The following is a 20,892-nucleotide window of genomic DNA, read 5'->3' as shown; positions in this document are numbered from 1 at the left end:
AACCTCTCAAGTCCAGCTTCCCCTTTGTCGTGGAGAGAGTTTTTATTATCTTTGTGGTATAATCAGTAGATAGGAATCATATATGAAGTTTACCGTCAATAGCAACGAGCTCTCCACGCTCTTGCAAAATGTGGGACGCCTTGTCCCTGCGAGCAATGTCTCTATGCCAGCGCTGGCTAACTACCTCTTTGAGGTGACTCCCGAGCGGATCTCCGTGACGGGTGGGGATACGATGATGCGCTCGACTGGTGTGATCGCTCCGCTAGAGTGTGATGGCGATATGCACTTCCTGATAGCTCCTACGCCACTACTAGACTATATCAAGTCGCTGCCCGTACAGCCGCTGACGCTGGAGATGCAGACGACTGAGGAAGGGGCGAGATTTATCCACTTGATCCACTCGACGGGATACCTGGATATACCCATCGGAGACGCTGAGCTCTATGTCTCTCGTGAGTCTCCCGAGGATAGTGAGGGGGCTGCGATGATGAGTATGAATAGCTCTAGCCTCCTCTCTGGTATATCGGCCGTGCTACCTGCGGCTTACCCTGACACGTCGCGCGAACAGCTACATGGTGTGCACTTCGTCATGCTCACGGATCGCCTCGAGCTCTGCGCGACGGACAATGTACAGCTCGTACGCTACATAGACTACGATGCGCGGATCGTCGAGAAGGAGGGCGAGGTGGCACAAGCTTCGCTCAAGGACCCAAGCTTCACACTCCCGATCAAGGTCTCTAGCTTCCTTCAGTCTATCCTACCAAACTTTGCCAATGAGGAGGCGCTCGTCATCTTCAATAATAAGCAAGTTGAGGTACGCTTCGGCACTTACAATGTGGTTTCGCAGGTGAGTGTGCTGGATTTCCCCAACTACAATGGGCTCCTCCCCGACGCCATGACCTACATGATCGAGATAGACGGTCAAGTCCTCCAGCGCGCTACGACGCGTGTCAACTATCTGAGCAATATCGTGGGGCTGGGCGCTGACTCGAGCTTGCTCTGTATCACTTTCGAGGAGCATGCGATGGTGATGAAGGGGGGCTTCTACGCACAGGGCGCCAACACGCCTGGAGTCGATGTCGAGGAGCGTATACCGGTGGACTATCCTGAGCAGATGGAAGGGATGCAGATCACCTTTAAGACGAACACCTTCATCAAGTTCCTCAAGGCGTTCAATGCTGAGAGCCTACAGCTACACATTACCAATGCTACGCAGCCGATCATGATCACACCGACTAAGGTGGCTGACCAGACGGATCTGCGAGGTATCACGGCTCCTGTACGTATCTAAGAACATCGAATCAGATAAACTATGAAGTTACAGCTGGAACGTCCGCTAATCTTCTTTGACATAGAGGCTACGGGACTGGATATTACGAATGACCGCATCATTGAGTTGACCATTCTGAAGCTGATGCCCGATGGCGAGCGGATTGTACGGACGCGACGCTTCAACCCTGAGATGCCTATCCCCGCCGAAAGCACGGCGATACATGGTATCACGGACGAAGATGTGCGTGACTGCCCTCCCTTTAGAGCTTGTGCCAAGAGCTTAGCGGAGCTGATCGACGGGTGCGACCTAGCGGGCTACAACTCGCAGCGCTTTGACCTGCCGATGCTCGGGGAGGAGTTTCTCCGTGCCGGCGTAGAGGTGGATCTGCTCTCTAGGCAGCATATTGACGTGCAGACGATCTTTCACAAGATGGAACCACGTACCCTCGAGGGGGCTGTACGCTTCTATTGTCATCGTGAGCATATCGGAGCGCACGGTGCAGAGGCGGACACGATCGCTACGCTCGATGTGTTGATGGCGCAGCTGGATAAGTATGGCGATGAGCTTCCACAAAGTGTCAAGGAGCTGTCCGACCTGACTACTTACCATCGCAATGTAGACCTTTCGGGACGCATCGTCTTAGACGACAACGACGTGCCAGTCTTTAACTTTGGCAAGCATAAGGGGCGCTCCGTCGAGGAGGTCTTTCGCCAAGAGCCAGGCTACCTGAGCTGGCTCATGCAGGCGGACTTCTCGCGAGACACGAAGCGTCAGTTCCTCCTGATCAAGGAGCAGATGAAGCCTTAGAGCGAGCCCTCACGCTACACGAGAGATAGCCATGCGCTTACAGAATAAGCATATAGTCGTAGGGATCACGGGCGGGATAGCTGCCTACAAGAGCGCCTCGCTCGTACGCCTGCTGGTCAAGGAGGGTGCCGAGGTGCAGGTGGTTATGACGCCCGCGGCTAAGGAGTTTATCACGCCGCTGACGCTCGCCACGCTCTCACAGCATGCGGTGGTCTCAGACTTCTTCGATCGCCGTGACGGCTCGTGGCATAGTCACGTGACGCTGGGCACGTGGGCTGATCTGATGATCATAGCGCCGGCTACGGCTAGCACGATCGGCAAGATGGCTCACGGTATTGCAGACAATATCCTCGTGACCACTTACCTAGCGATGCGTGCGCCAGTGCTGATCGCGCCAGCGATGGATCTAGACATGTGGTCTCACCCGACGACCGCCCGCAATCTGGAGATACTGGCGCAGGACGGTGTGGCGCAAGCGTTGCCCGCTGAGGGCTTTCTCGCGAGTGGTCTGACGGGTCGTGGACGTATGCAGGAGCCAGAGAAGATCTTAGAGCAGGCAGTCGCGATGCTCTCGGACACAAAGGCGAAGTTACCCTTAGCGGGGGAGTGCGTCACGATCACGGCGGGGCCTACTTACGAGCCGATCGACGATGTACGCTTCATTGGCAACCATTCGTCGGGACTGATGGGCATCTCACTGGCGGAAGCTTTTGCGCAGCAGGGCGCTGAGGTGCATTTGGTCTTGGGACCAACGCATCTACGGCCGACCAACTCGCACATTGTCGTACACTCTGTGATGACTGCCGAGGAGATGCTGGCGGCGGCTGAGGAAACCTTCGGGCGTAGCTCGGTAGCGGTCTTTGCAGCAGCGGTGGCTGACTACCGACCCGAGGAACGTGTCCAGGGGAAGATCAAGAAGGAGCGTCGTGGCGGTGAGCAGATGCAGCTCACGCTGACGCAAAACCCCGACATCGCAGCGACCCTTGGGGCGAAGCGTCGTGCGGGACAGTACTTAGTTGGCTTCGCTCTAGAGACTTCCGTGGACACTTCGGCAGCCGAAGGCAAGCTGTGTAGCAAGCATCTCGACGCAATCGTGCTTAACTCAACGAGCGATGCGGGAGCGGGCTTTGGAGTCTCGACGAATAAGGTGCTAATCCTGGACAAAGCGGGCGCTCGTTGCGACTTGCCTCTGGAGAGTAAGGCGGTTGTGGCGAAGCAGATCGTGGACTTCGTCTTAAAGCATCGCACGCAGCTCGTTTAGTCTTATGAACTTCCACCAGATGAAGCGTCTACTCCTCGCCCTTGTGGCAATACTTCTGTGGCTTCCTCAGCAAAGTCTGGCGCAAGAGCTGAATGCTCGCGTCACGGTCAATGCAGATCGCCTCGGCTCCTCCGCCGATCAGGCGATCGTGTCCGACTTAACCCAGCAATTGACCGATATGATCAACCAAACGCGCTGGACGAACGCCACCTTTTCACCCGTAGAGCGGATCGAATGCGCCTGGGGGCTGAACCTTTTGACCGCTTCGGACGACGGACTCTACACGGCCGAGCTGAGCATTTCCGCACAGCGTCCCGTCTACGGTGCATCCTATACGACTCCTCTGGTGGTACATCTGGACCGTGAGCTCAACTTTCAGTACGCTCCCTACCAGCAGCTGGTCTATTCGCCGACACAGATTGACAATAACCTCGTGGCGACGGTCGCTTTCTACGCTTATCTCATCTTAGCCTTGGACTTTGACTCCTTTGCGCCACTAGGAGGCGACTACGCCGCACGGCAGATGCAGCAACTAGTGGCGACAGCTCAGCAGATGATGGACTGGTCGGGCTGGAAAGCTTACGCCAGCGACAACAACCGCTACGCTATCAGCCAAGCTTACAACGATCCAGCGCACCAATCGTGGCGAAACTACTGGTATCAGTACCACCGCCAGGGACTAGACCTCCTTACGAGCAACTTGCGGCGTGGATATACCAACATACTCGACCAACTCTCTCTCCTCGAGGAGACATGGCAGGCGAATAGTCTGTCGCCGCTCCTACAGATCTTCGCGCAGACCAAGCTAGACGAGCTACCTCTTCTGGTAGAAGGCGCTTCGCAGGAGAGCCGTACGGCAGCTTACAAGACACTCTCCAAGATCTTCCCGACAGAAGGGAGCAAGCTCTCAGCCTTAAAGAAGTAATCCGCCACATGCTGCACAGCTTATACATACGGGACTACATTCTCATCGAGGAGCTCAGTTGCACCTTCCCCACGGGACTCATAGCGGTCACCGGCGAAACGGGAGCGGGCAAGAGTATCTTCGTCTCAGCCCTGCAACTGCTGGCGGGAGGTCGTGCCGACATGTCGACCATTCGTCAGGGTTGTGCGAAAGCCGTCATCGAAGGCGAGTTCACTCAGCTCAGCCCTCAGGTCATCGAATGGATGCAAGCGCAGGAGCTGGAGGTCGAGGAGAGCTGTCTCGTACGACGTGAGATACGACAGACGGGACGTAGTCGCATTTTTGTCAACGATACCCCCGTAACCCTCGCTCAGCTGGAGGAGCTAGGCGCACTCCTGCTGGACGTTCACTCGCAGCATCGCAATCTTTTGCTCCGTGAGGGCGCTTATCAGATCGCGCTCATCGACTCGCAGCTAGGCGCCGAGGTCGATCTCGTCGAGGCTTACCATCGATCCTACCAGCGCTACCACGACAACGCCATACGACTTAAGAAGCTTCGCACAGAGGCGCAGCAAGCCGAGGCGGAGTACGAGATCAACAGCCGAGCCTACGAAGAGATCTCGGCGCTCAAGCTCGAGCAGTACTCGCTCACCGACCTCACCGACGAGGCCGAGCGACTCACCCACACGCAGGAGATACAGGAAGGTCTGCAGAGTATCCTTGCGCTCCTCAATAGGCCTCACAGTATCGTCGATCAGCTCACCACGGCGCAGGAGCAGATGGAGCAGACCGCCACTTACCTCCCCGAGCTCAGCAACTATACCGAGCGCATGCGGAGCCTCGTCATCGAGCTAGACGACATCGAGAGCGACCTAAGCCGTCTGCAGGGCGAGGTCGCTTACAATCCCTCACGCCTAGAGGAAATAAACACCATCCTAGGCGGGGTCAATGCTTTACTCAAAAAGCATAACCTCTTATCCCCCGAAGAACTCATCGAGTACAGCCAAGAGTTGGGCGCTAAGCTTGCTCACACCGCTCAGTACGAGCAAGAGTTAGCCGCACTCCGCACCGAAGTCCTCCAGCAGCGCACCGAAGTGCTCACCCTAGGCAAGCAACTTCACGAGGCACGCGCCAAAGCTGCTAAGGCCATCGCACGAAGCGTCACCGAGACGCTCTGCCAACTGGAGATGCCGCACGCACGCTTTGACATAGCCCTGCAGCTCCTCGACAAGCCGACCGAGCGAGGTATGGATCAGGTTGACTTCCTCCTCTCAGCCAACAGCGACCAGCCACTCCGCCCCGTCACCGACATCGCTTCGGGCGGTGAGATAGCCCGACTGATGCTAGCGCTCAAAGCGTTGCGCAGTCAAGCCACCACAAGCTCCGCCGAGCTAGCCAGCTCGCCCGCCATCGTCTTTGACGAGATCGACACCGGCACCTCCGGCATCGCCGCCTCCCGCATAGGCGACATGCTCCACACGATGGGCGAGCGCCAGCAGATCTTCGTCATCACCCACCTTCCGCAGATCGCCTCGGCAGCCACCCAGCATATACTCATTTATAAAGAGGAGACCCGCGGCGAGACCCACTCGCACCTCCGCCTCCTCACCCCCGAAGAGCGCATCAGCGAGATAGCGCGCCTCCAGAGTGGCGACCAGATAACCCCCGAGGCCATCGCTGCCGCACACACATTACTCACAGCTCATGATTAAGCAAAAACTCATCTACGGCATCCACGCTCTCACCGAGAGCCTCGCCTCCCATAGCGACATAGACAAGATCTATATGAAAAAAGGAGCTGCCACAGGCGAACTCCTAGAGATCAAACGCACCGCACGTGCCCAGGGCATCCCCGTCATGGAGGTCCCCGCCGAGCGTCTCAACCGCTTCACACGAGGTGCCCACCAAGGGGTCGTAGCGCTCATCTCGCCGATCACTTACACCCGTCTAGAGTCGCTCATACCGATGCTTTATGACGAGGGGCAGATGCCTTTCATCGTACTGCTCGACGGAGTCACCGACGTGCGCAACTTCGGCGCCATCGCTCGTACCTGCGAGTGTGCTGGCGTCCACGCTATCGTCATCCCCGAGCGCGACAGCGTCTCCGTCACGGCCGATGCGGTCAACGCTTCCGCTGGAGCGCTCATGCGCATCCCCGTCTGCCGTGAGCGTGACCTCGTGACCGCTTGTCGCTTCCTACGCGATAGCGGGCTGCAGCTCATCGGAGCCGATGTGGATGCCACGACAAACTATACCTCCCTCCCGATGACGCCACCCCTCGGCATCGTCATGGGTTCGGAGCAAAAAGGCATCTCCACGGGCGTCCTCAAGCAGCTCACCGACCGCGTCTCCATACCGCAGCTGGGACAGATCTCCTCGCTCAACGTATCGGTCGCCACCGGCATCATGCTCTACGAAGTTGTCCGTCAGCAAGGCGCAAACCTATAAAAAGTTCACAATACAATCAGAAGTATACTATGAAAAAAGTAATCTCCACTCCCAATGCTCCTGCAGCTATTGGTCCTTACAGCCAGGCAATAGCCTTCGGCGACATGCTCATCACCTCTGGTCAGCTCGGGCTCGATCCCCAGTCTGGCGCTTTCGTTTCGGAGGATGTCTCAGCACAGACGGAGCAAGTCTTTCGCAATCTGAAGGCTATCCTCGACGAGGCTGGCTTTACCTTCGATCAGGTCGTCAAGACCACATGCTTCCTCGCCGACATGGGCGACTTTGCAGCGATGAATGCAGTCTACGAGAAGCACTTCTCGGGCGCCTTCCCCGCACGCTCAGCCGTAGCTGTCAAGACCCTTCCCAAGGGCGGACTCGTTGAGATCGAAGTGATCGCACACAAGTAGAAACTGTTGCAACAGTCTCAAGTAGTAGACCCCAAGTAAATAATAGCAAAACAGCACCTTGACCGCAGTCAGGGTGCTGTTTTGATTTAGTATGTAGCGAGAGAGGGTCACGATCCCTCGACCTCCGGATTATGAATCCGACGCTCTAACCAGCTGAGCTACCTCGCCATCCACAGAGGGGTTACCCCCTTAGATGGTGCAAAGGTACATAATATTCCCGAACAAACCAACGCCCCAACGAAACTCCACCATCTCGTCGCTCAGACTCCTTCGAGTTTTTCCGACATTTCCGAGGCAATTCGAGTTCCTCGGGGGGGGAAAGGGCTCCTTGGACGAGTAACGAAAAGTAGGGACGCACGGTGAGTATCTAGTGGGAGGGCGTCCGTTGTGTCAAAGCGAGACGTGTAGCGAAATGTAGGGACGCACGGTCGTGCGTCCGTCCCCGTTAAAACCAATGGTTGCTGTAACCTTTGACACAACGGACGCTCGACCGAGCGTCCCTACAACCGTTACACGTCTCGTCGTTCGACAACGGACGACCTCCCGCTAGACACGTCCCGTGCGTCCCTACCAATTGTCACGCATATCGTGCTGTGTCCGTAGTACATACGAGTTCCAAAAATAGTTCCCCCCTTGGAACTTTTTAGTTCCAAGGGGGGAACTTTTTAGTTCCAGCGGAGGAACTTTTCGGTTCCCACGTGGGGATCACTTCGTTCCTCCGTGGGGATTTTGAAATCCCTCCCTTGGGATTTTTTCGTCCCACACGGGGTGGAAGATTTTGGTTCCATCAGTATGGGACGACCTTTCCGAGCTATTTGCCATGTTGGCTGTTGGCTAGACTCTCTAGTTGCACTAGCGCTGTTAGTGTCACTAGAGTCACTAGCCACACTAGCACTCCGATCCCTAATCTCTCTCTCCTCTTGCCCAATCCGAAATAAATGTATAACTTCGCAGAAAATACAACTCACACGGCAGAGCCATCACAGCTCCCCATCACGCTACAACTAAGCACTAACTACTAATCACTAGCTACTTATCCCCCCATGAGCAAACAACTACGCATCTGGCTTTTCGTCCTCCTCGGCACGCTACTCACCTCCACCACCCTCCTCGCCCAAGGTGTCATAACCATGACCACCTCCAGAAAAGTCGGAGAGACCATCGAGCTCATGATCATGGCAAATGGCTCTGTGTCAATCTCTGGCGTTCGAGAGAATGCCCGAACAGATGGATCTTATACTAGGTACACCCTCACCAGCCAGACGGTCACCATCCGAGGCAATGTTACAGAGCTTTCGTGCAGCAACTTCTTAAACCCCAGTCAATTGACCAGCTTGGACATCTCGGGCTGTACCGCCTTGACAACGCTTTACTGCTCTTACAGTCAACTAACCAGCTTGGACGTGTCAAAGAACACCGCCTTGACAACGCTTTATTGCTCCAACAATCAACTGACCAGCTTGGATGTCTCGAATTGCACGACCTTGACATCTCTTGACTGCAAGGACAATCAATTGGCCAGCTTGAACGCATCGGGCTGTACTGCTTTGGCTGAGTCAAATTTCAAGTGTCAAAACAACCCACTGACTAGTATCAATCTTTCGGGATGCCAATCGTTGAAAAGTTTCTCGTGGACTGGTGGCAAACTAACCAGCTTGGACGTCTCGGGCTGCACCGCCTTGACAACACTTTGGTGCTACAGCAATCAACTGACCAGCTTGGAAGCCTCTGGCTGTACGGCTTTGACAACGCTTGGGTGCTCCAACAACCCACTGACTAGTATCAATCTTTCGGGATGCCAGTCGCTGAAGAGTTTCTCGTTTCCCAATCGCGAACTGACTCGCTTGGAGGTCTCAGGCTGTACGGCAATGACATCACTTGATTGCTCTGGCAACAAGTTAACCAGCTTAAATCTCTCGAAGAACGTAGCCCTGACAACGCTGAACTGCTCCAACAATCAACTGTCTAACTTAGATCTGTCAGATAACAGAGCCTTGAAGACGCTTAACTGCGTCAACAATCAACTGACCAGCTTAGACCTCTCGAACCACAGTACTCTAGAAAGCCTCTCTTGCGAAAAGAATCAGCTGATCCGACTCAATCTCTCTGGTTGTAGTGGCCTGAAAGAGCTTTCTTGTCATACCAATCAACTGATTCGACTAGATATATCTGGGTGTCGTGGCTTAACAAAGCTACATTGCTATGGCAATCAACTGACCAGCCTCAACGCCTCAGGCTGTAGCTCTCTGACGGAGTTAGACTGCAAGAGCAATCCGCTGAGGCGCTTGGACGTGTCGGGCTGTACTGCGTTGAAACAGCTTTACTGCCAGGAGAACCAACTGACGAACTTAAATGCTCAGGGCTGTACAGCTTTGACAAAGCTTTACTGCCAGGAGAACCAACTGACGAACTTAAATGCTCAGGGCTGTACTGCCTTGACGGAGCTATGGTGTCAGAGCAATCAGCTGACGAGCCTCAACGTCTCGGGGATGAGCAACTTGACCACGCTCTCCTGCTGGAAGAATCAACTGAGCAGCCTAGATGTAACGAGCTGTACTGCCCTCACAGAGCTTGCGTGCTACGACAATAGACTGGCCAGTCTAGATGTATCCAAGAACAATGGCTTGACAACGCTTGATTGCCAGCAGAACCAGTTGGCGAGCTTGAACCTGTCGGGCTGTCGTGCCTTGACAACGCTCAAGTGCAACAAGAATCAATTGACCAGTCTGAACCTTTCGGATTGTGTCGCGCTACAAGAGTTTTATTGCCCGAGCAATAAGTTGATCAGCTTGGACTTCTACACTTGTCGCGCGCTGACGAAGCTAGACTGTAGCGACAATGCGCTGAGCGGTATAGACCTACTCCAGTGCCGTGAGCTAAGCTGGCTACGCTGCAGCATTAATCAGATCAAGACGAGTGCTATGACCGCCTTGATAACTAGCTTGCCGGATCGCCAAGGTAAGACGGCTGGCATGCTACAGGTCGTGGACAAGGAGTCGACAAAAGAGGGCAACCTATGCTTCGCCGATCATGTAACGAAGGCTAAGGCTAAGAATTGGCAGGCGCAGTCTTTCCAAAGCGATAACTGGTCTGACTATGCGGGCTCAGAGGTGCCGACATTTGCTGTGACCAGCTCAGCAACTACGGGCGGCATGGTCGCTATCATAGGTGCTCCAGACCTGACGAAGGTGCCATACGGCACGGAGCTGACGGTCATCACGGAGTTTGCCGATGGCTACAAGCTCACAGCCCTGACGGCTAATGGTAAGGACATATTGGCTACGAAGAAGTTCCTCGTCACGGAAGCCACAGAGGTGAAGGCGACCTTTATGCCGCTCACCTGCAGCGTGTCGCTCATCTTCAATCAGGAGGAGGGTACGATCACTGTGCCTGGCGTTAGCAACCTTGATGAGGTGGTTCCAGACACGGAGCTGACGATCGAGGTGACTCCAGTGGCAGGCTACGAACTGACCTCGCTCACAGCCAACGGTAGGGACATCCTTGCTACCAAGAAGGTGGTGGTCACGGAGAATATGACGATCAAGGCGACCTTTGCTAAGAAGCACTTGAAGGTCTCTACGGAGAAGGTCGGCGAGGGTCTCTTTGAGGTGACGGGTGCTGACGACCTCAACTCGGTACTCTATGGTACGGAACTGACGGTCTCTGTGACACCTGCCACGGGATATGAGTTGACCTCGCTCATGGCTAACGAGACCGATATCTCCGCCACCAAGAAGGTGATCGTCAAGGAGAATCTCACGATCAAGGCGACCTTCACAAAGAAGGCCTTTGCGGTCACGCTCTCTAAGGAGGGCGAGGGTACTCTAGCGACCACTGGTGCGGAGGATCTGAAGGCTGTGCCCTACGGTACGGAGGTGACGATCGTCGCTACACCAGCTACGGGCTATGAACTTAAGTCTATAGAGGCCAACGGCACGGACATCACTGCTACTAAGAAGGTAGTGGTCAGAGAGGCTGTCGCAGTTAAGGCGACCTTCGTCAAGAAGACGTTTGCCGTCGAACTGACTAAGACGGGCGAGGGTACGATCACCGCGGATGTGGAGGATCTTAACGCTGTGCCTTATGGTACAAAGCTCACGATCACAGCAACGCCTGCCGAGGGCTACGAATTGGTCGCTTTGGTGGCTAATAATGTGGACATCTCCGACACGAAGAGCATCGAGGTTACCGAACCTATGACTATCAAGGCAACCTTTGCGAAGAAGAACTTTGCTGTCACCTTCGACAAGGTGGGTGAGGGTACAGTCACCGCGACAGGTGCAGATGATCTCAATGCTGTGGCTTATGGCACGGAGTTGACCATTGTTGCTACACCTGCTGCGGGTTACGAACTTCAATCTCTCGTCGCTGATGGTGTAGACATCACAGCTACGAAGAAGATCGTTGTCAAGGACAACCTGACCGTCAAGGCAACCTTTGCTAAGAAGAGCTACGCTGTCACCTTCGCTAAGGAGGGTGAGGGTACAATCACCGCAACGGGTGCCACCAGTTTGAATGCTGTAGCTTACGGCACAGAGTTGACCATTGTCGCTACTCCCGCTGCGGGTTACGAACTAACGGCTCTCACTGCCAATGGCACGGACATCCTCGCTTCTAAGAAGGTGATTGTTAAGGAGGCTGTCGAGGTTAAGGCAACCTTCTCTAAGAAGAGCTTTGCAGTCTCTCTAACTAAGGAGGGCGAGGGTACGATCTCCGCGACGGGAGCCAGCAACCTCAACTCAGTCGCTTACGGCACGGAGCTGACGATCGTTGCGACTCCAGCCGAGGGTTACGAACTAACGGCTCTCACAGCCAACGGCACAGATATTCTTGCTACGAAGAAGATCGTTGTCACGGACAGCCTAACTGTCACGGCAACCTTCACGAAGAAGAGCTTCGCCGTCACTCTAACTAAGGAGGGTGAGGGTAGGATCACCGCTACGGGTGCTAGCAACTTCAACGCAGTCGCTTACGGCACGGAGTTGACCATCAATGCTACACCTGCTATGGGTTACGAACTCGTATCCATTACGGCTGGTGGTACGGATATCACAGCTTCCAAGAAGGTAGTCGTGACCGACAACCTAACCGTCAAGGCAACCTTTGCTAAGAAGAGCTTTGCTGTCTCTCTAACTAAGGAGGGCGAGGGTACGATTACCGCGACAGGTGCCAGCAGTTTGAATGCTGTGGCTTACGGCACAGAGCTGACGATTGTCGCTACGCCTGCCAGGGGCTACGAACTCGTATCCATTACGGCTAATGGTGCTGACATCACAGCTACAAAGAAGATTGTTGTCAAGGATAACCTAACCATCAAGGCGACCTTTGCGAAGAAGAGCTTTGCTGTCACCTTCGACAAGGTGGGTGAGGGTACGATCACCGCTACGGGTGCCAGCAACCTCAACTCAGTCGCTTACGGCACGGAGCTGACGATTGTTGCTACGCCAGCTATGGGTTACGAACTAACTGCGCTTACTGCCAACGGAACGGATATCCTCGCTACGAAGAAGGTCGTTGTCGAGGGCAACCTGACCGTCAAGGCGACCTTTACTAAGAAGAACTTCGCCGTCTCTCTAACTAAGGAGGGTGAGGGTACGATCTCCGCAACGGGTGCAGATGATCTCAATGCTGTGGCTTACGGCACAGAGTTGACCATCAACGCGACACCTGCTATGGGTTACGAACTTCAATCTCTCGTTGCTGGTGGTGTAGACATCACAGCTACAAAGAAGATCGTTGTCAAGGACAACCTGACCGTCAAGGCGACCTTTGCGAAGAAGAACTTCGCTGTCTCTCTAACTAAGGAGGGCGAGGGTACGATTACCGCTACGGGTGCTAGCAACCTCAACTCAGTCGCCTACGGCACAGAGTTGACGATTGTCGCTACACCTGCCAAGGGTTACGAGCTTGTATCCATTACGGCTGGTGGTCCGGATATCACAGCTTCCAAGAAGGTAGTCGTTACGGACAATATGACTGTCAAGGCAACCTTTGCTAAGAAGAGCTTTGCCGTCTCTCTAACTAAGGAGGGTGAGGGTACGATCACCGCAACGGGTGCTAGCAACCTCAACTCTGTCGCTTACGGCACGGAGTTGACGATCAATGCTACGCCTGCCGAGGGTTACGAGCTAACGGCTCTTACGGCCAATGGCACGGACATCCTCGCTACGAAGAAGATCGTTGTCAAGGACAACCTAACTGTCAAGGCAACTTTCACGAAGAAGAGCTTCGCCGTCTCTCTAACTAAGGAGGGTGAGGGTACGATCACTGCGACAGGTGCCACCAGTTTGAATGCTGTGGCTTACGGCACAGAGTTGACGATCAATGCTACACCTGCCAAGGGTTACGAACTCGTATCCATTACGGCTGGTGGTATGGATATCACAGCTTCCAAGAAGGTAGTCGTGACTGGCAACCTAACCGTCAAGGCAACCTTTGCGAAGAAGAACTTCTCAGTCTCTCTGACTAAGGAGGGCGAGGGTACGATCACCGCTACGGGTGCCAGCAACCTCAACGCAGTCGCTTACGGCACAGAGTTGACCATCAATGCGACACCTGCTATGGGTTACGAACTTGTATCCATTACGGCTGGTGGTACGGATATCACAGCTTCCAAGAAGGTAGTCGTGACTGGCAACCTGACCGTCAAGGCGACCTTCGCTAAGAAGAACTTCGCCGTCTCTCTAACTAAGGAGGGCGATGGTACGATTACCGCAACGGGTGCTAGCAACCTTAACTCAGTCGCTTACGGCACGGAGTTGACCATCAATGCGACACCTGCTATGGGTTACGAACTCGTATCCATTACGGCTGGTGGTACGGATATCACAGCTTCCAAGAAGGTAGTCGTGACTGGCAACCTAACCGTCAAGGCAACCTTTGCGAAGAAGAACTTCGCCGTCTCTCTAACTAAGGAGGGTGAGGGTATGATCACTGCTACGGGTGCTAGCAACCTCAACTCTGTCGCTTACGGCACGGAGTTGACCATCAACGCTACCCCAGCCAAGGGCTATGAACTCGTATCCATTACGGCTAATGGTACTGATATCACAGCTACGAAGAAGATCGTTGTCAAGGACAACCTAACCGTCAAGGCAACCTTCGCTAAGAAGAGCTTTGCAGTCTCTCTAACTAAGGAGGGTGAGGGTACGATCAGCGCTACGGGTGCTAGCACCCTCAACTCAGTCGCTTACGGCACAGAGTTGACGATCAATGCTACTCCAGCTATGGGCTACGAACTTGTATCCATAACGGCTGGTGGTACGGATATCACAGCTTCCAAGAAGGTAGTCGTGACTGGCAACCTGACCGTCAAGGCGACCTTCACGAAGAAGAGCTTCGCCGTCACTCTAACTAAGGAGGGTGAGGGTTCGATTACCGCAACGGGTGCTAGCAACCTTAACTCAGTCGCTTACGGCATCGAGTTGACCATCAATGCTACACCTGCCAGGGGTTACGAACTCGTATCTATTACGGCTAATGGTACTGATATCACAGCGACGAAGAAGATCGTTGTCAAGGACAACCTAACTGTCAAGGCAACTTTCACGAAGAAGAGCTTCGCCGTCACTCTAACTAAGGAGGGTGAGGGTACGATCACCGCAACGGGTGCCAGCAACCTCAACTCAGTCGCTTACGGCACGGAGTTGACGATCAACGCTACACCTGCCGAAGGCTACGAGCTTACTGCGCTTACTGCCAACGGCACGGATATCCTCGCTTCCAAAAAGATCGTTGTCAAGGATAACCTAACCGTCAAGGCGACCTTCACGAAGAAGACGTTTGCGGTGACGCTGACGAGCAACGAGCATGGAGATATCACGATCGTTGAGCCAGTTAATCTAGAGGCTGTGCCTTATGGTACGACTCTGACGGTGAAGGCTACGGGCAAGAATGCGCAGTGCGTACTGACGGAGCTGACGGCCAATGGGAAGGATATCCTCGCTACAAAGAGCTTTGTGGTCACAGATGTGACGGAGGTCAAGGCGACGTTTGTGGATCACACGGGTGTGGAGACGACGGTCACGCAGCAGACCCAGCTTTACCCGAACCCAGCGACTGACTATGTCATCGTGGAGGGTGTAGCGCCTGCCAGCGAGGTGACGCTCCACAGCATGACTGGCGAACGGCTCTATGCGGGTCGTGCGGATAGTCGTGGCGTGCTGCAGATTGACTTGACACCCTATGCGGACGGGGTTTACCTAGTCTGCGTAGCGGGCGAGACTTACCGAGTGGTGGTAAGGCGATAGAATCAAAAAAGGGGCGAACGAGGGTTCGCCCCTTTTTTGATTAGAGATTAGAGGTTAGAATTTAGAGGTTAGAGGTTAGAAGGGACGAGTAACGGCTGTAGGGACGCACGATCTGTGCGTCCGTTCCCGTCAAAACCACGATGCTGTAACATTTGACACAACAGTCACAGTAACCTTTGACACAACGGACGCACAGATCGTGCGTCCCTACACGGGGCTACACGTATCGTTTTTGACACAACGGACGCCCTCCGACTGGACACTTTCGTGCGTCCCTACATTTCGCTACTCGTCTCGTGCGTCTCTACAACCGTTACTCGTCGGCTGGGTTGACACATTTTTGGAGATGAGCCATTTTTCAGTATCTTTGCAATGTACATGTTGACGAAATGACGCACGACGAGCAACTACAGGTGGACGCACTCTACCGAAACGCTATGCGACTCCTTGAGCAGCGTGACTCGCTACGACAAGAGGTGGAGACGCAACGTCTAGAGATAGCAGATCTCAAGGGACGGCTCGGTGAACTGTGTGACGAACTGGAGGAGCTGAAGAGTCGCAACCGGCAACTCCTGATGGCGCGCGCCCTAATCGTCAGTGGTGCAGATATGGGTATCGCTAAGGAGCGAATGACCCAGATGATCAAACGAATGGACCAAAGCATAGCTCTCCTAGAGCTACAGCATAGTATAGATACAACTCAGCCTCACTAATGGCACGGATGGAGCTAGAGGGTAGCAAAACCCTAGAGGATCGTCGGAACGAGATGCAGAGTATCACGCTACTTGTCGACGGTATCGCTATCCCCATTGATGTGCCACGTAGCGAGGAGCCTTACTATCGTCGTGCACAGCATACGATATCGGCTCTCGTCAAGAAGTATCGTGCAGCTTACCCACAGCCAGCAGAGAGCGATGAACAGCTTCACTGGCTTATGGCGGCTGTGGATATTGCCGTACAGTGTGAGGTGCTCAAGGAGAGCCAGGACACGACTGAGCTCCTGAAGCGTCTCTCTGAGGTTAACAGTCTACTGGAGCGAAAGCTGTAGACGAGGTGTGTGCGGGGCGTCGTGCCCCCACCTTTTTCCTCAGAAGAGCTGGAATATATAGCTAAGACCGGTCGTTTGACCACTGGGACACCTCTCAGTAGGGCGACTCTGTATCTCTACCGATCATGTCAGAGATATTGTGACAGATTAGATATACACACTTTAGGCAGAACGATTTATGGAGATTAGCATATACCTACTGATTCTATTCATATTATTAGCCCTAGTCGTAGGCGGAGGGGTCGTATGGCTCGCTGTGATGCGACTCCACAAGCAACGAGCGGAGCGCGTCGTCAAGGAAGCTGAGGAGCGCGCAGAGAAGGTCATCCTCGAGGCTCATAAGACAAAAAAGAAAGAACTACGTGAGGCTGACGGCATCCTTGAGAAAGCTAAGCAGGATGCTGAGATACTGAAGCAACAAAAGGTGATTGAGGCTAAGGAGTACGCCCTACAGCTCAAGAGTGAGCTGGAGGAGCGCTTGGCCGATCGCACGGCACAAGTACAGAGCCGAGAGGCTACCCTGCAGCAACTCGAGCAGACGCTTACAGCACGTACCAAGCAACTGGAGGATGTCTCGACAGAGCTAGAGCGTGAGCGCAAGCAGATGACCCAGCAGGAGCAGCTAGTTGCTCAGAAGCAAGAGGAACTAACCCAAGCGATCCGCACACAGCAAGCTAAGCTGGAGGAGATAGGTGGCCTGTCGGCTGCACAAGCCAAGGAGCAACTCATCGAGTCCCTGCGCCTAGAGGCTCGTGATCAGGCGGCCGCTTACACGGCTGAGGTGATCGAGGAGGCTAAGATGAATGCTTCGCAAGAGGCACGACGACTGATCGTGGCAACGATACAGCGTGTCGCTACTGAGACGGCTGTGGAGAACTCTGTCTCAGTCTTTCACATAGACAATGACGAGGTCAAGGGACGCATCATCGGCCGTGAGGGTCGTAACATTCGCGCTCTAGAGGCGGCCACGGGCGTGGAGATCATCGTAGACGATACGCCAGAGGCTATCGTGCTCTCAGCCTTTGACCCTGTGCGCCGTGAGATAGCTCGCCTAGCGCTACATCAGTTGGTACAGGACGGACGTATCCACCCGGCTCGCATTGAGGAGGTGGTAGATCGTGTCAGCAAGCAGATCGAGGAGGAGATCATCGAGACGGGCAAGCGGACGATCATAGACCTCGGAATCCACGGTATGCACCCAGAGCTAGTGCGTCTGGTGGGCAAGATGAAGTATCGCTCCTCGTATGGGCAGAACCTCCTGCAGCATGCACGTGAGACGGCCAATCTCTGTGCCACGATGGCATCTGAGCTGGGGCTCAATGCTAAGAAGGCGCGTCGTGCGGGCCTCCTGCACGATATCGGCAAGGTGTCTGACGAGGAGCCCGAGCTACCACACGCTATACTGGGTATGAAGCTCTGCGAGAAGTACAAGGAGAAGCCCGACATCTGCAACGCTGTCGGTGCTCACCATGAGGAGATAGAGATGGAGACGATCATAGCGCCTATCGTCCAGATATGTGACTCCATAAGTGGTGCTAGACCAGGAGCTCGTCATGAGATCGTCGAGGCGTACATCAAGCGTCTCAAGGACCTCGAGCAGCTGGCGCTCTCTTACCCAGGTGTGGTCAAGACCTATGCGATCCAGGCGGGCCGTGAGCTACGTGTCATCGTCGGTGCTGACGAGATAGACGATCAGGCTACCGAGACGCTCTCGGCAGATATCGCTCACAAGATACAGACTGAGATGACTTACCCAGGACAGGTCAAGATCACGGTCATCCGTGAGACACGTGCTGTGAGCTATGCTAAGTAGTCGGCTAGCAGATCCATCTCTAAGCACAAGCTCTCGGCAGGGGCTCCTCCGGAGGGCGCAAGCTACGATGTAAAGCTTAATATTTCGAGAGACAGATGCGTCGCAAGGTAATCTCCACGGTCGATAGGTACATCTTTACCCAGTTTCTGGCGACCTACTTCTTCTCCATTGTCCTGATCCTGGCAGTGGCGATAGCCTTTGACGTGACCGAAAAGCTGGACAAGCTCCTACAGCCTGACGTCCCGCTACGAGCTATCATATGGGACTACTACGCTAACTTCGTCCCTTACTATGCAAATCTCTTTAGTCCGCTCTTTGTCTTCATAGCGGTCATCTACGTCACCTCTCGCTTAGCAGAGAATAGTGAGATCATCGCTATCCTGAGCTGCGGCGTGAGCTTTCGTAGGCTCCTCAAGCCGTACATGCTGGGCGCTGCCGTGATTGCTATTTTGACTTTCTTCTTGAGTAGCTTCGTCATACCGCCAGGCAATCGCATCAGGATCGACTTTCAGAATCAGTATATCAAGGACAAGCGTATCACCTACGCCAATACGATCCAGATGCAGGTGGCGCCTGAGACCTTTATGTTTATGTCCTATTATAATGATGAGAGCAAGGTCGGGTACACCTTCTCGATGGATCGCTTTGAGGGCAAAGATCTCAAGAGTCGCGTGATGGCGAACAGTATCATCTACGACACGCTCTACAACTGGCAGCTACAGGACTACACGATCACTTACTTCGGCGAGCGACAAGACACGCTCCTTAGAGGGAATCAGCTCGACACGATCATACCGATCACGCCGCGGGACTTTCTCGTCACTGAGGGAGATGTCGAGATGCTCACCACGCCACAGCTATACCACTCCATCCAGAAGCAACGCATGAGAGGCGCAGCTACACAGCTCTACGCTATCGAGCTACACAAGCGCATAGCGATGATCCCCGCCTCGTTTATCCTAACGCTCATGGGCGTCTCGCTCTCGGCTCGCAAGCGCAAGGGGGGCATGGGTCTGGCCCTCGCTGTAGGGCTTTCGCTCAGCTTCCTCTATATCCTCTTTATGACGGTCACTGCCTCCTATGCAGTGACAGGAGCTATGGCTCCAGTGGTCGCAGCGTGGCTGCCGAACTTGGTTTACCTCGGCATCTCCTTCGTGCTCTACCGTCTAGCGCCTCGCTAGATAGAGCCTAGCGACGCCAGAAGGCAGGAGCGAAGAGGCTCAGCACGGTGAAGAGCTCTAGACGACCCGCCAGCATAAGAAAACTCAGCACAAGGAGGTCAAAAGAAGAGGCACTCGAGAAGTTGAAAACGTAGTTGCCAAAGGCGGGTCCCACGTTGCCGATAGCCGTCACAGAGGCGGTGCTGGCAGAGATGAAGTCATTGCCCGTGAGGGTGAGACAGAAGGTGCCTAGGAAGATGAGCGCGATGTAACCGAAAAAGAAGCCCATCACCTTGTAGACCACTTCATCGGGGACGCTCTTACCATTGATGCGCAGCGGAGCTACGAGGCTAGGAGAGATGCGGTGAGCGATCTCCTTGGGGAGTGTCTTGGACATGATGACGAAGCGGATTACCTTGAGACCTCCCGCCGTGGATCCTGCGCAGCCACAGACCAGCATGACGAAGATTCCGCACAGCATGAAGAAGGGACCCCAGCTAGCGTAGTCCGCATAGACATATCCTGTGGTAGAGATGAGCGAGATGATTTGAAAGAAAGCGTCACGTAGCGCTTTTCCTAGGTGAGGCTGTATGCCGTTGAGGACAAGGTGCAGGGTCACGAGAGAGGCTGTGACGAAGATGATGCCGAGGAACCAGCGGGTCTGCTCGTCGCGGAAGAGTTGCTTGATCTGCCCCTTGAAGGCAAAATAGATGAGCGTCATGTTTAGACTACCGATCACCATAAAGATCATCAGGATCGTCTCAAAGTAGGGACTATTGATCACCTCAAAAGGCTGATCATAGATTGAAAATCCACCTGTCGAGAGACAGGTAAAAGCCATACAGGTAGCATCGAAGAGAGGTATCGGCGTGAGGCGTAGCAGTACGATCAGCACCAGCGTCAGTAAGGTATAGACTGCCGAGAGACGTATGGCGACCTCCTTGATACGAGGCATAAAGCGGTCATGATCCACGCCCGTTACCTCGGCTTGGTAGAGGAGGCCGATGTCTTTGCCCAGCACAGGGCTCAGGGCGAGGGAGAAGACGACGATGCCGATACCGCCCTGCCACTGTATGATGGAGCGCCAGAAGAGGATCCCCTTGGGGAGATGCGCCACGGAGGTAAAGGCCGAGGCGCCCGTAGTGGTAAAGCCCGAGACCGACTCAAAGAGTGCATTGCTAAAGCGGGGCAGGTAACCCCCCACGAGAAAAGGAATCATACCTATCAGTGCCACCACCAGCCACGTCATCGCCACGGCGAGCATAGCCTCACGACGACCGAGTTTGTCGCTATGTTTCAGCCGTCCACATAGGAGTAGCGCTATGCCTACCACCAGTGATATACCTAGCGTGACTAGGAGTGGTGCTATGGTGTAGTCCCGCATTATGAGCGATACGACGATGCTGAGGAAAAGGAAGATGCACTCGATCAGACAGATCCCCCCCACGATGCTCCCCACGAAGGGTAGATTGATACGTCTCATGAGCTTGATTGAGTCAATATAGAAGTAGTGAAATTAGAA

At 54.3% G+C, this 20,892-nt stretch carries 13 protein-coding genes and 1 tRNA gene; 12 read left to right on the top strand and 2 right to left on the bottom strand.

What is annotated here, in order from left to right:
- The first annotated feature begins 82 nt into the window (after positions 1-82).
- From L215_RS0108280 to L215_RS0108250, 7 genes are read left to right on the top strand one after another with little or no spacing between them, the layout of a single operon-like run.
- Positions 83-1,291, top strand: coding sequence for a DNA polymerase III subunit beta (locus L215_RS0108280; RefSeq protein WP_025882957.1), 1,209 nt, complete (start codon positions 83-85; stop codon positions 1,289-1,291).
- 21 nt (positions 1,292-1,312) lie between these two features.
- Positions 1,313-2,080: a 3'-5' exonuclease gene (locus tag L215_RS0108275; RefSeq protein WP_027451627.1), complete on the top strand. Its 768-nt coding sequence runs from the start codon at positions 1,313-1,315 to the stop codon at positions 2,078-2,080.
- Positions 2,081-2,111: 31 nt separating this feature from the next.
- A complete protein-coding gene (gene coaBC / locus L215_RS0108270) occupies positions 2,112-3,341 on the top strand; it encodes a bifunctional phosphopantothenoylcysteine decarboxylase/phosphopantothenate--cysteine ligase CoaBC (protein WP_027451626.1) in 1,230 nt (409 codons plus the stop codon).
- Between the two features lie 4 nt (positions 3,342-3,345).
- Positions 3,346-4,266: a type IX secretion system protein PorD gene (gene porD / locus L215_RS0108265; RefSeq protein WP_025882956.1), complete on the top strand. Its 921-nt coding sequence runs from the start codon at positions 3,346-3,348 to the stop codon at positions 4,264-4,266.
- An 8-nt stretch (positions 4,267-4,274) separates the two neighbouring features.
- A complete protein-coding gene (locus L215_RS0108260) occupies positions 4,275-5,957 on the top strand; it encodes a DNA repair protein RecN (protein ID WP_027451625.1) in 1,683 nt (560 codons plus the stop codon).
- Positions 5,950-6,693, top strand: coding sequence for a 23S rRNA (guanosine(2251)-2'-O)-methyltransferase RlmB (gene rlmB, locus L215_RS0108255; protein WP_025882954.1), 744 nt, complete (start codon positions 5,950-5,952; stop codon positions 6,691-6,693). The genes L215_RS0108260 and rlmB overlap by 8 nt, the downstream gene beginning before the upstream one ends.
- Positions 6,694-6,722: 29 nt before the next feature.
- Complete coding sequence (locus L215_RS0108250; protein ID WP_007366122.1) at positions 6,723-7,100, top strand: RidA family protein; 378 nt, start codon at positions 6,723-6,725, stop codon at positions 7,098-7,100.
- A 94-nt stretch (positions 7,101-7,194) separates the two neighbouring features.
- Here L215_RS0108250 and L215_RS0108245 read toward each other — a convergent pair.
- A tRNA-Met gene (locus L215_RS0108245) sits at positions 7,195-7,268 on the bottom strand.
- Positions 7,269-8,143: 875 nt separating this feature from the next.
- Here L215_RS0108245 and L215_RS10370 point away from each other — a divergent pair.
- The 5 genes from L215_RS10370 (at position 8,144) to L215_RS0108220 (ending at position 19,391) form a co-directional block, all read left to right on the top strand.
- On the top strand, positions 8,144-15,349 hold the full coding sequence (locus tag L215_RS10370; RefSeq protein ID WP_244869680.1) for an InlB B-repeat-containing protein: 7,206 nt from the start codon (positions 8,144-8,146) through the stop codon (positions 15,347-15,349).
- Positions 15,350-15,738: 389 nt separating this feature from the next.
- Positions 15,739-16,062, top strand: coding sequence for a hypothetical protein (locus L215_RS0108235; protein WP_027451624.1), 324 nt, complete (start codon positions 15,739-15,741; stop codon positions 16,060-16,062).
- A complete protein-coding gene (locus L215_RS0108230) occupies positions 16,062-16,397 on the top strand; it encodes a cell division protein ZapA (protein ID WP_025882948.1) in 336 nt (111 codons plus the stop codon). Before L215_RS0108235 ends, L215_RS0108230 begins: the two co-directional genes overlap by 1 nt.
- A gap of 178 nt (positions 16,398-16,575) precedes the next feature.
- Complete coding sequence (rny, locus tag L215_RS0108225; RefSeq protein WP_036871735.1) at positions 16,576-18,210, top strand: ribonuclease Y; 1,635 nt, start codon at positions 16,576-16,578, stop codon at positions 18,208-18,210.
- A gap of 95 nt (positions 18,211-18,305) precedes the next feature.
- Complete coding sequence (locus L215_RS0108220; RefSeq protein ID WP_025882945.1) at positions 18,306-19,391, top strand: LptF/LptG family permease; 1,086 nt, start codon at positions 18,306-18,308, stop codon at positions 19,389-19,391.
- A 7-nt stretch (positions 19,392-19,398) separates the two neighbouring features.
- Here L215_RS0108220 and L215_RS0108215 read toward each other — a convergent pair whose 3' ends face one another.
- Positions 19,399-20,853: a TrkH family potassium uptake protein gene (locus L215_RS0108215; protein WP_027451623.1), complete on the bottom strand. Its 1,455-nt coding sequence runs from the start codon at positions 20,851-20,853 to the stop codon at positions 19,399-19,401.
- Between the last annotated feature and the right edge of the window lie 39 nt (positions 20,854-20,892).

The organism is Porphyromonas uenonis DSM 23387 = JCM 13868 (assembly GCF_000482365.1).
Lineage (GTDB): Bacteria > Bacteroidota > Bacteroidia > Bacteroidales > Porphyromonadaceae > Porphyromonas > Porphyromonas uenonis.
The sequence above is the reverse complement of the archived record's forward strand: the minus strand, read 5'-3'. Positions and strand labels throughout refer to the sequence as shown.

Bases quoted from the DNA above. Each gene is read 5' to 3' on its own strand.
- L215_RS0108230 (WP_025882948.1), top strand. From the start codon at position 16,062: ATGGCACGGATGGAGCTAGAGGGTAGCAAAACCCTAGAGGATCGTCGG.
- L215_RS0108260 (WP_027451625.1), top strand. From the start codon at position 4,275: ATGCTGCACAGCTTATACATACGGGACTACATTCTCATCGAGGAGCTC.
- rlmB (WP_025882954.1), top strand. From the start codon at position 5,950: ATGATTAAGCAAAAACTCATCTACGGCATCCACGCTCTCACCGAGAGC.
- L215_RS0108215 (WP_027451623.1), bottom strand. From the start codon at position 20,853: ATGAGACGTATCAATCTACCCTTCGTGGGGAGCATCGTGGGGGGGATC.
- L215_RS10370 (WP_244869680.1), top strand. From the start codon at position 8,144: ATGAGCAAACAACTACGCATCTGGCTTTTCGTCCTCCTCGGCACGCTA.
- L215_RS0108235 (WP_027451624.1), top strand. From the start codon at position 15,739: ATGACGCACGACGAGCAACTACAGGTGGACGCACTCTACCGAAACGCT.
- rny (WP_036871735.1), top strand. From the start codon at position 16,576: ATGGAGATTAGCATATACCTACTGATTCTATTCATATTATTAGCCCTA.
- L215_RS0108275 (WP_027451627.1), top strand. From the start codon at position 1,313: ATGAAGTTACAGCTGGAACGTCCGCTAATCTTCTTTGACATAGAGGCT.
- porD (WP_025882956.1), top strand. From the start codon at position 3,346: ATGAACTTCCACCAGATGAAGCGTCTACTCCTCGCCCTTGTGGCAATA.
- L215_RS0108220 (WP_025882945.1), top strand. From the start codon at position 18,306: ATGCGTCGCAAGGTAATCTCCACGGTCGATAGGTACATCTTTACCCAG.
- L215_RS0108280 (WP_025882957.1), top strand. From the start codon at position 83: ATGAAGTTTACCGTCAATAGCAACGAGCTCTCCACGCTCTTGCAAAAT.
- L215_RS0108250 (WP_007366122.1), top strand. From the start codon at position 6,723: ATGAAAAAAGTAATCTCCACTCCCAATGCTCCTGCAGCTATTGGTCCT.
- coaBC (WP_027451626.1), top strand. From the start codon at position 2,112: ATGCGCTTACAGAATAAGCATATAGTCGTAGGGATCACGGGCGGGATA.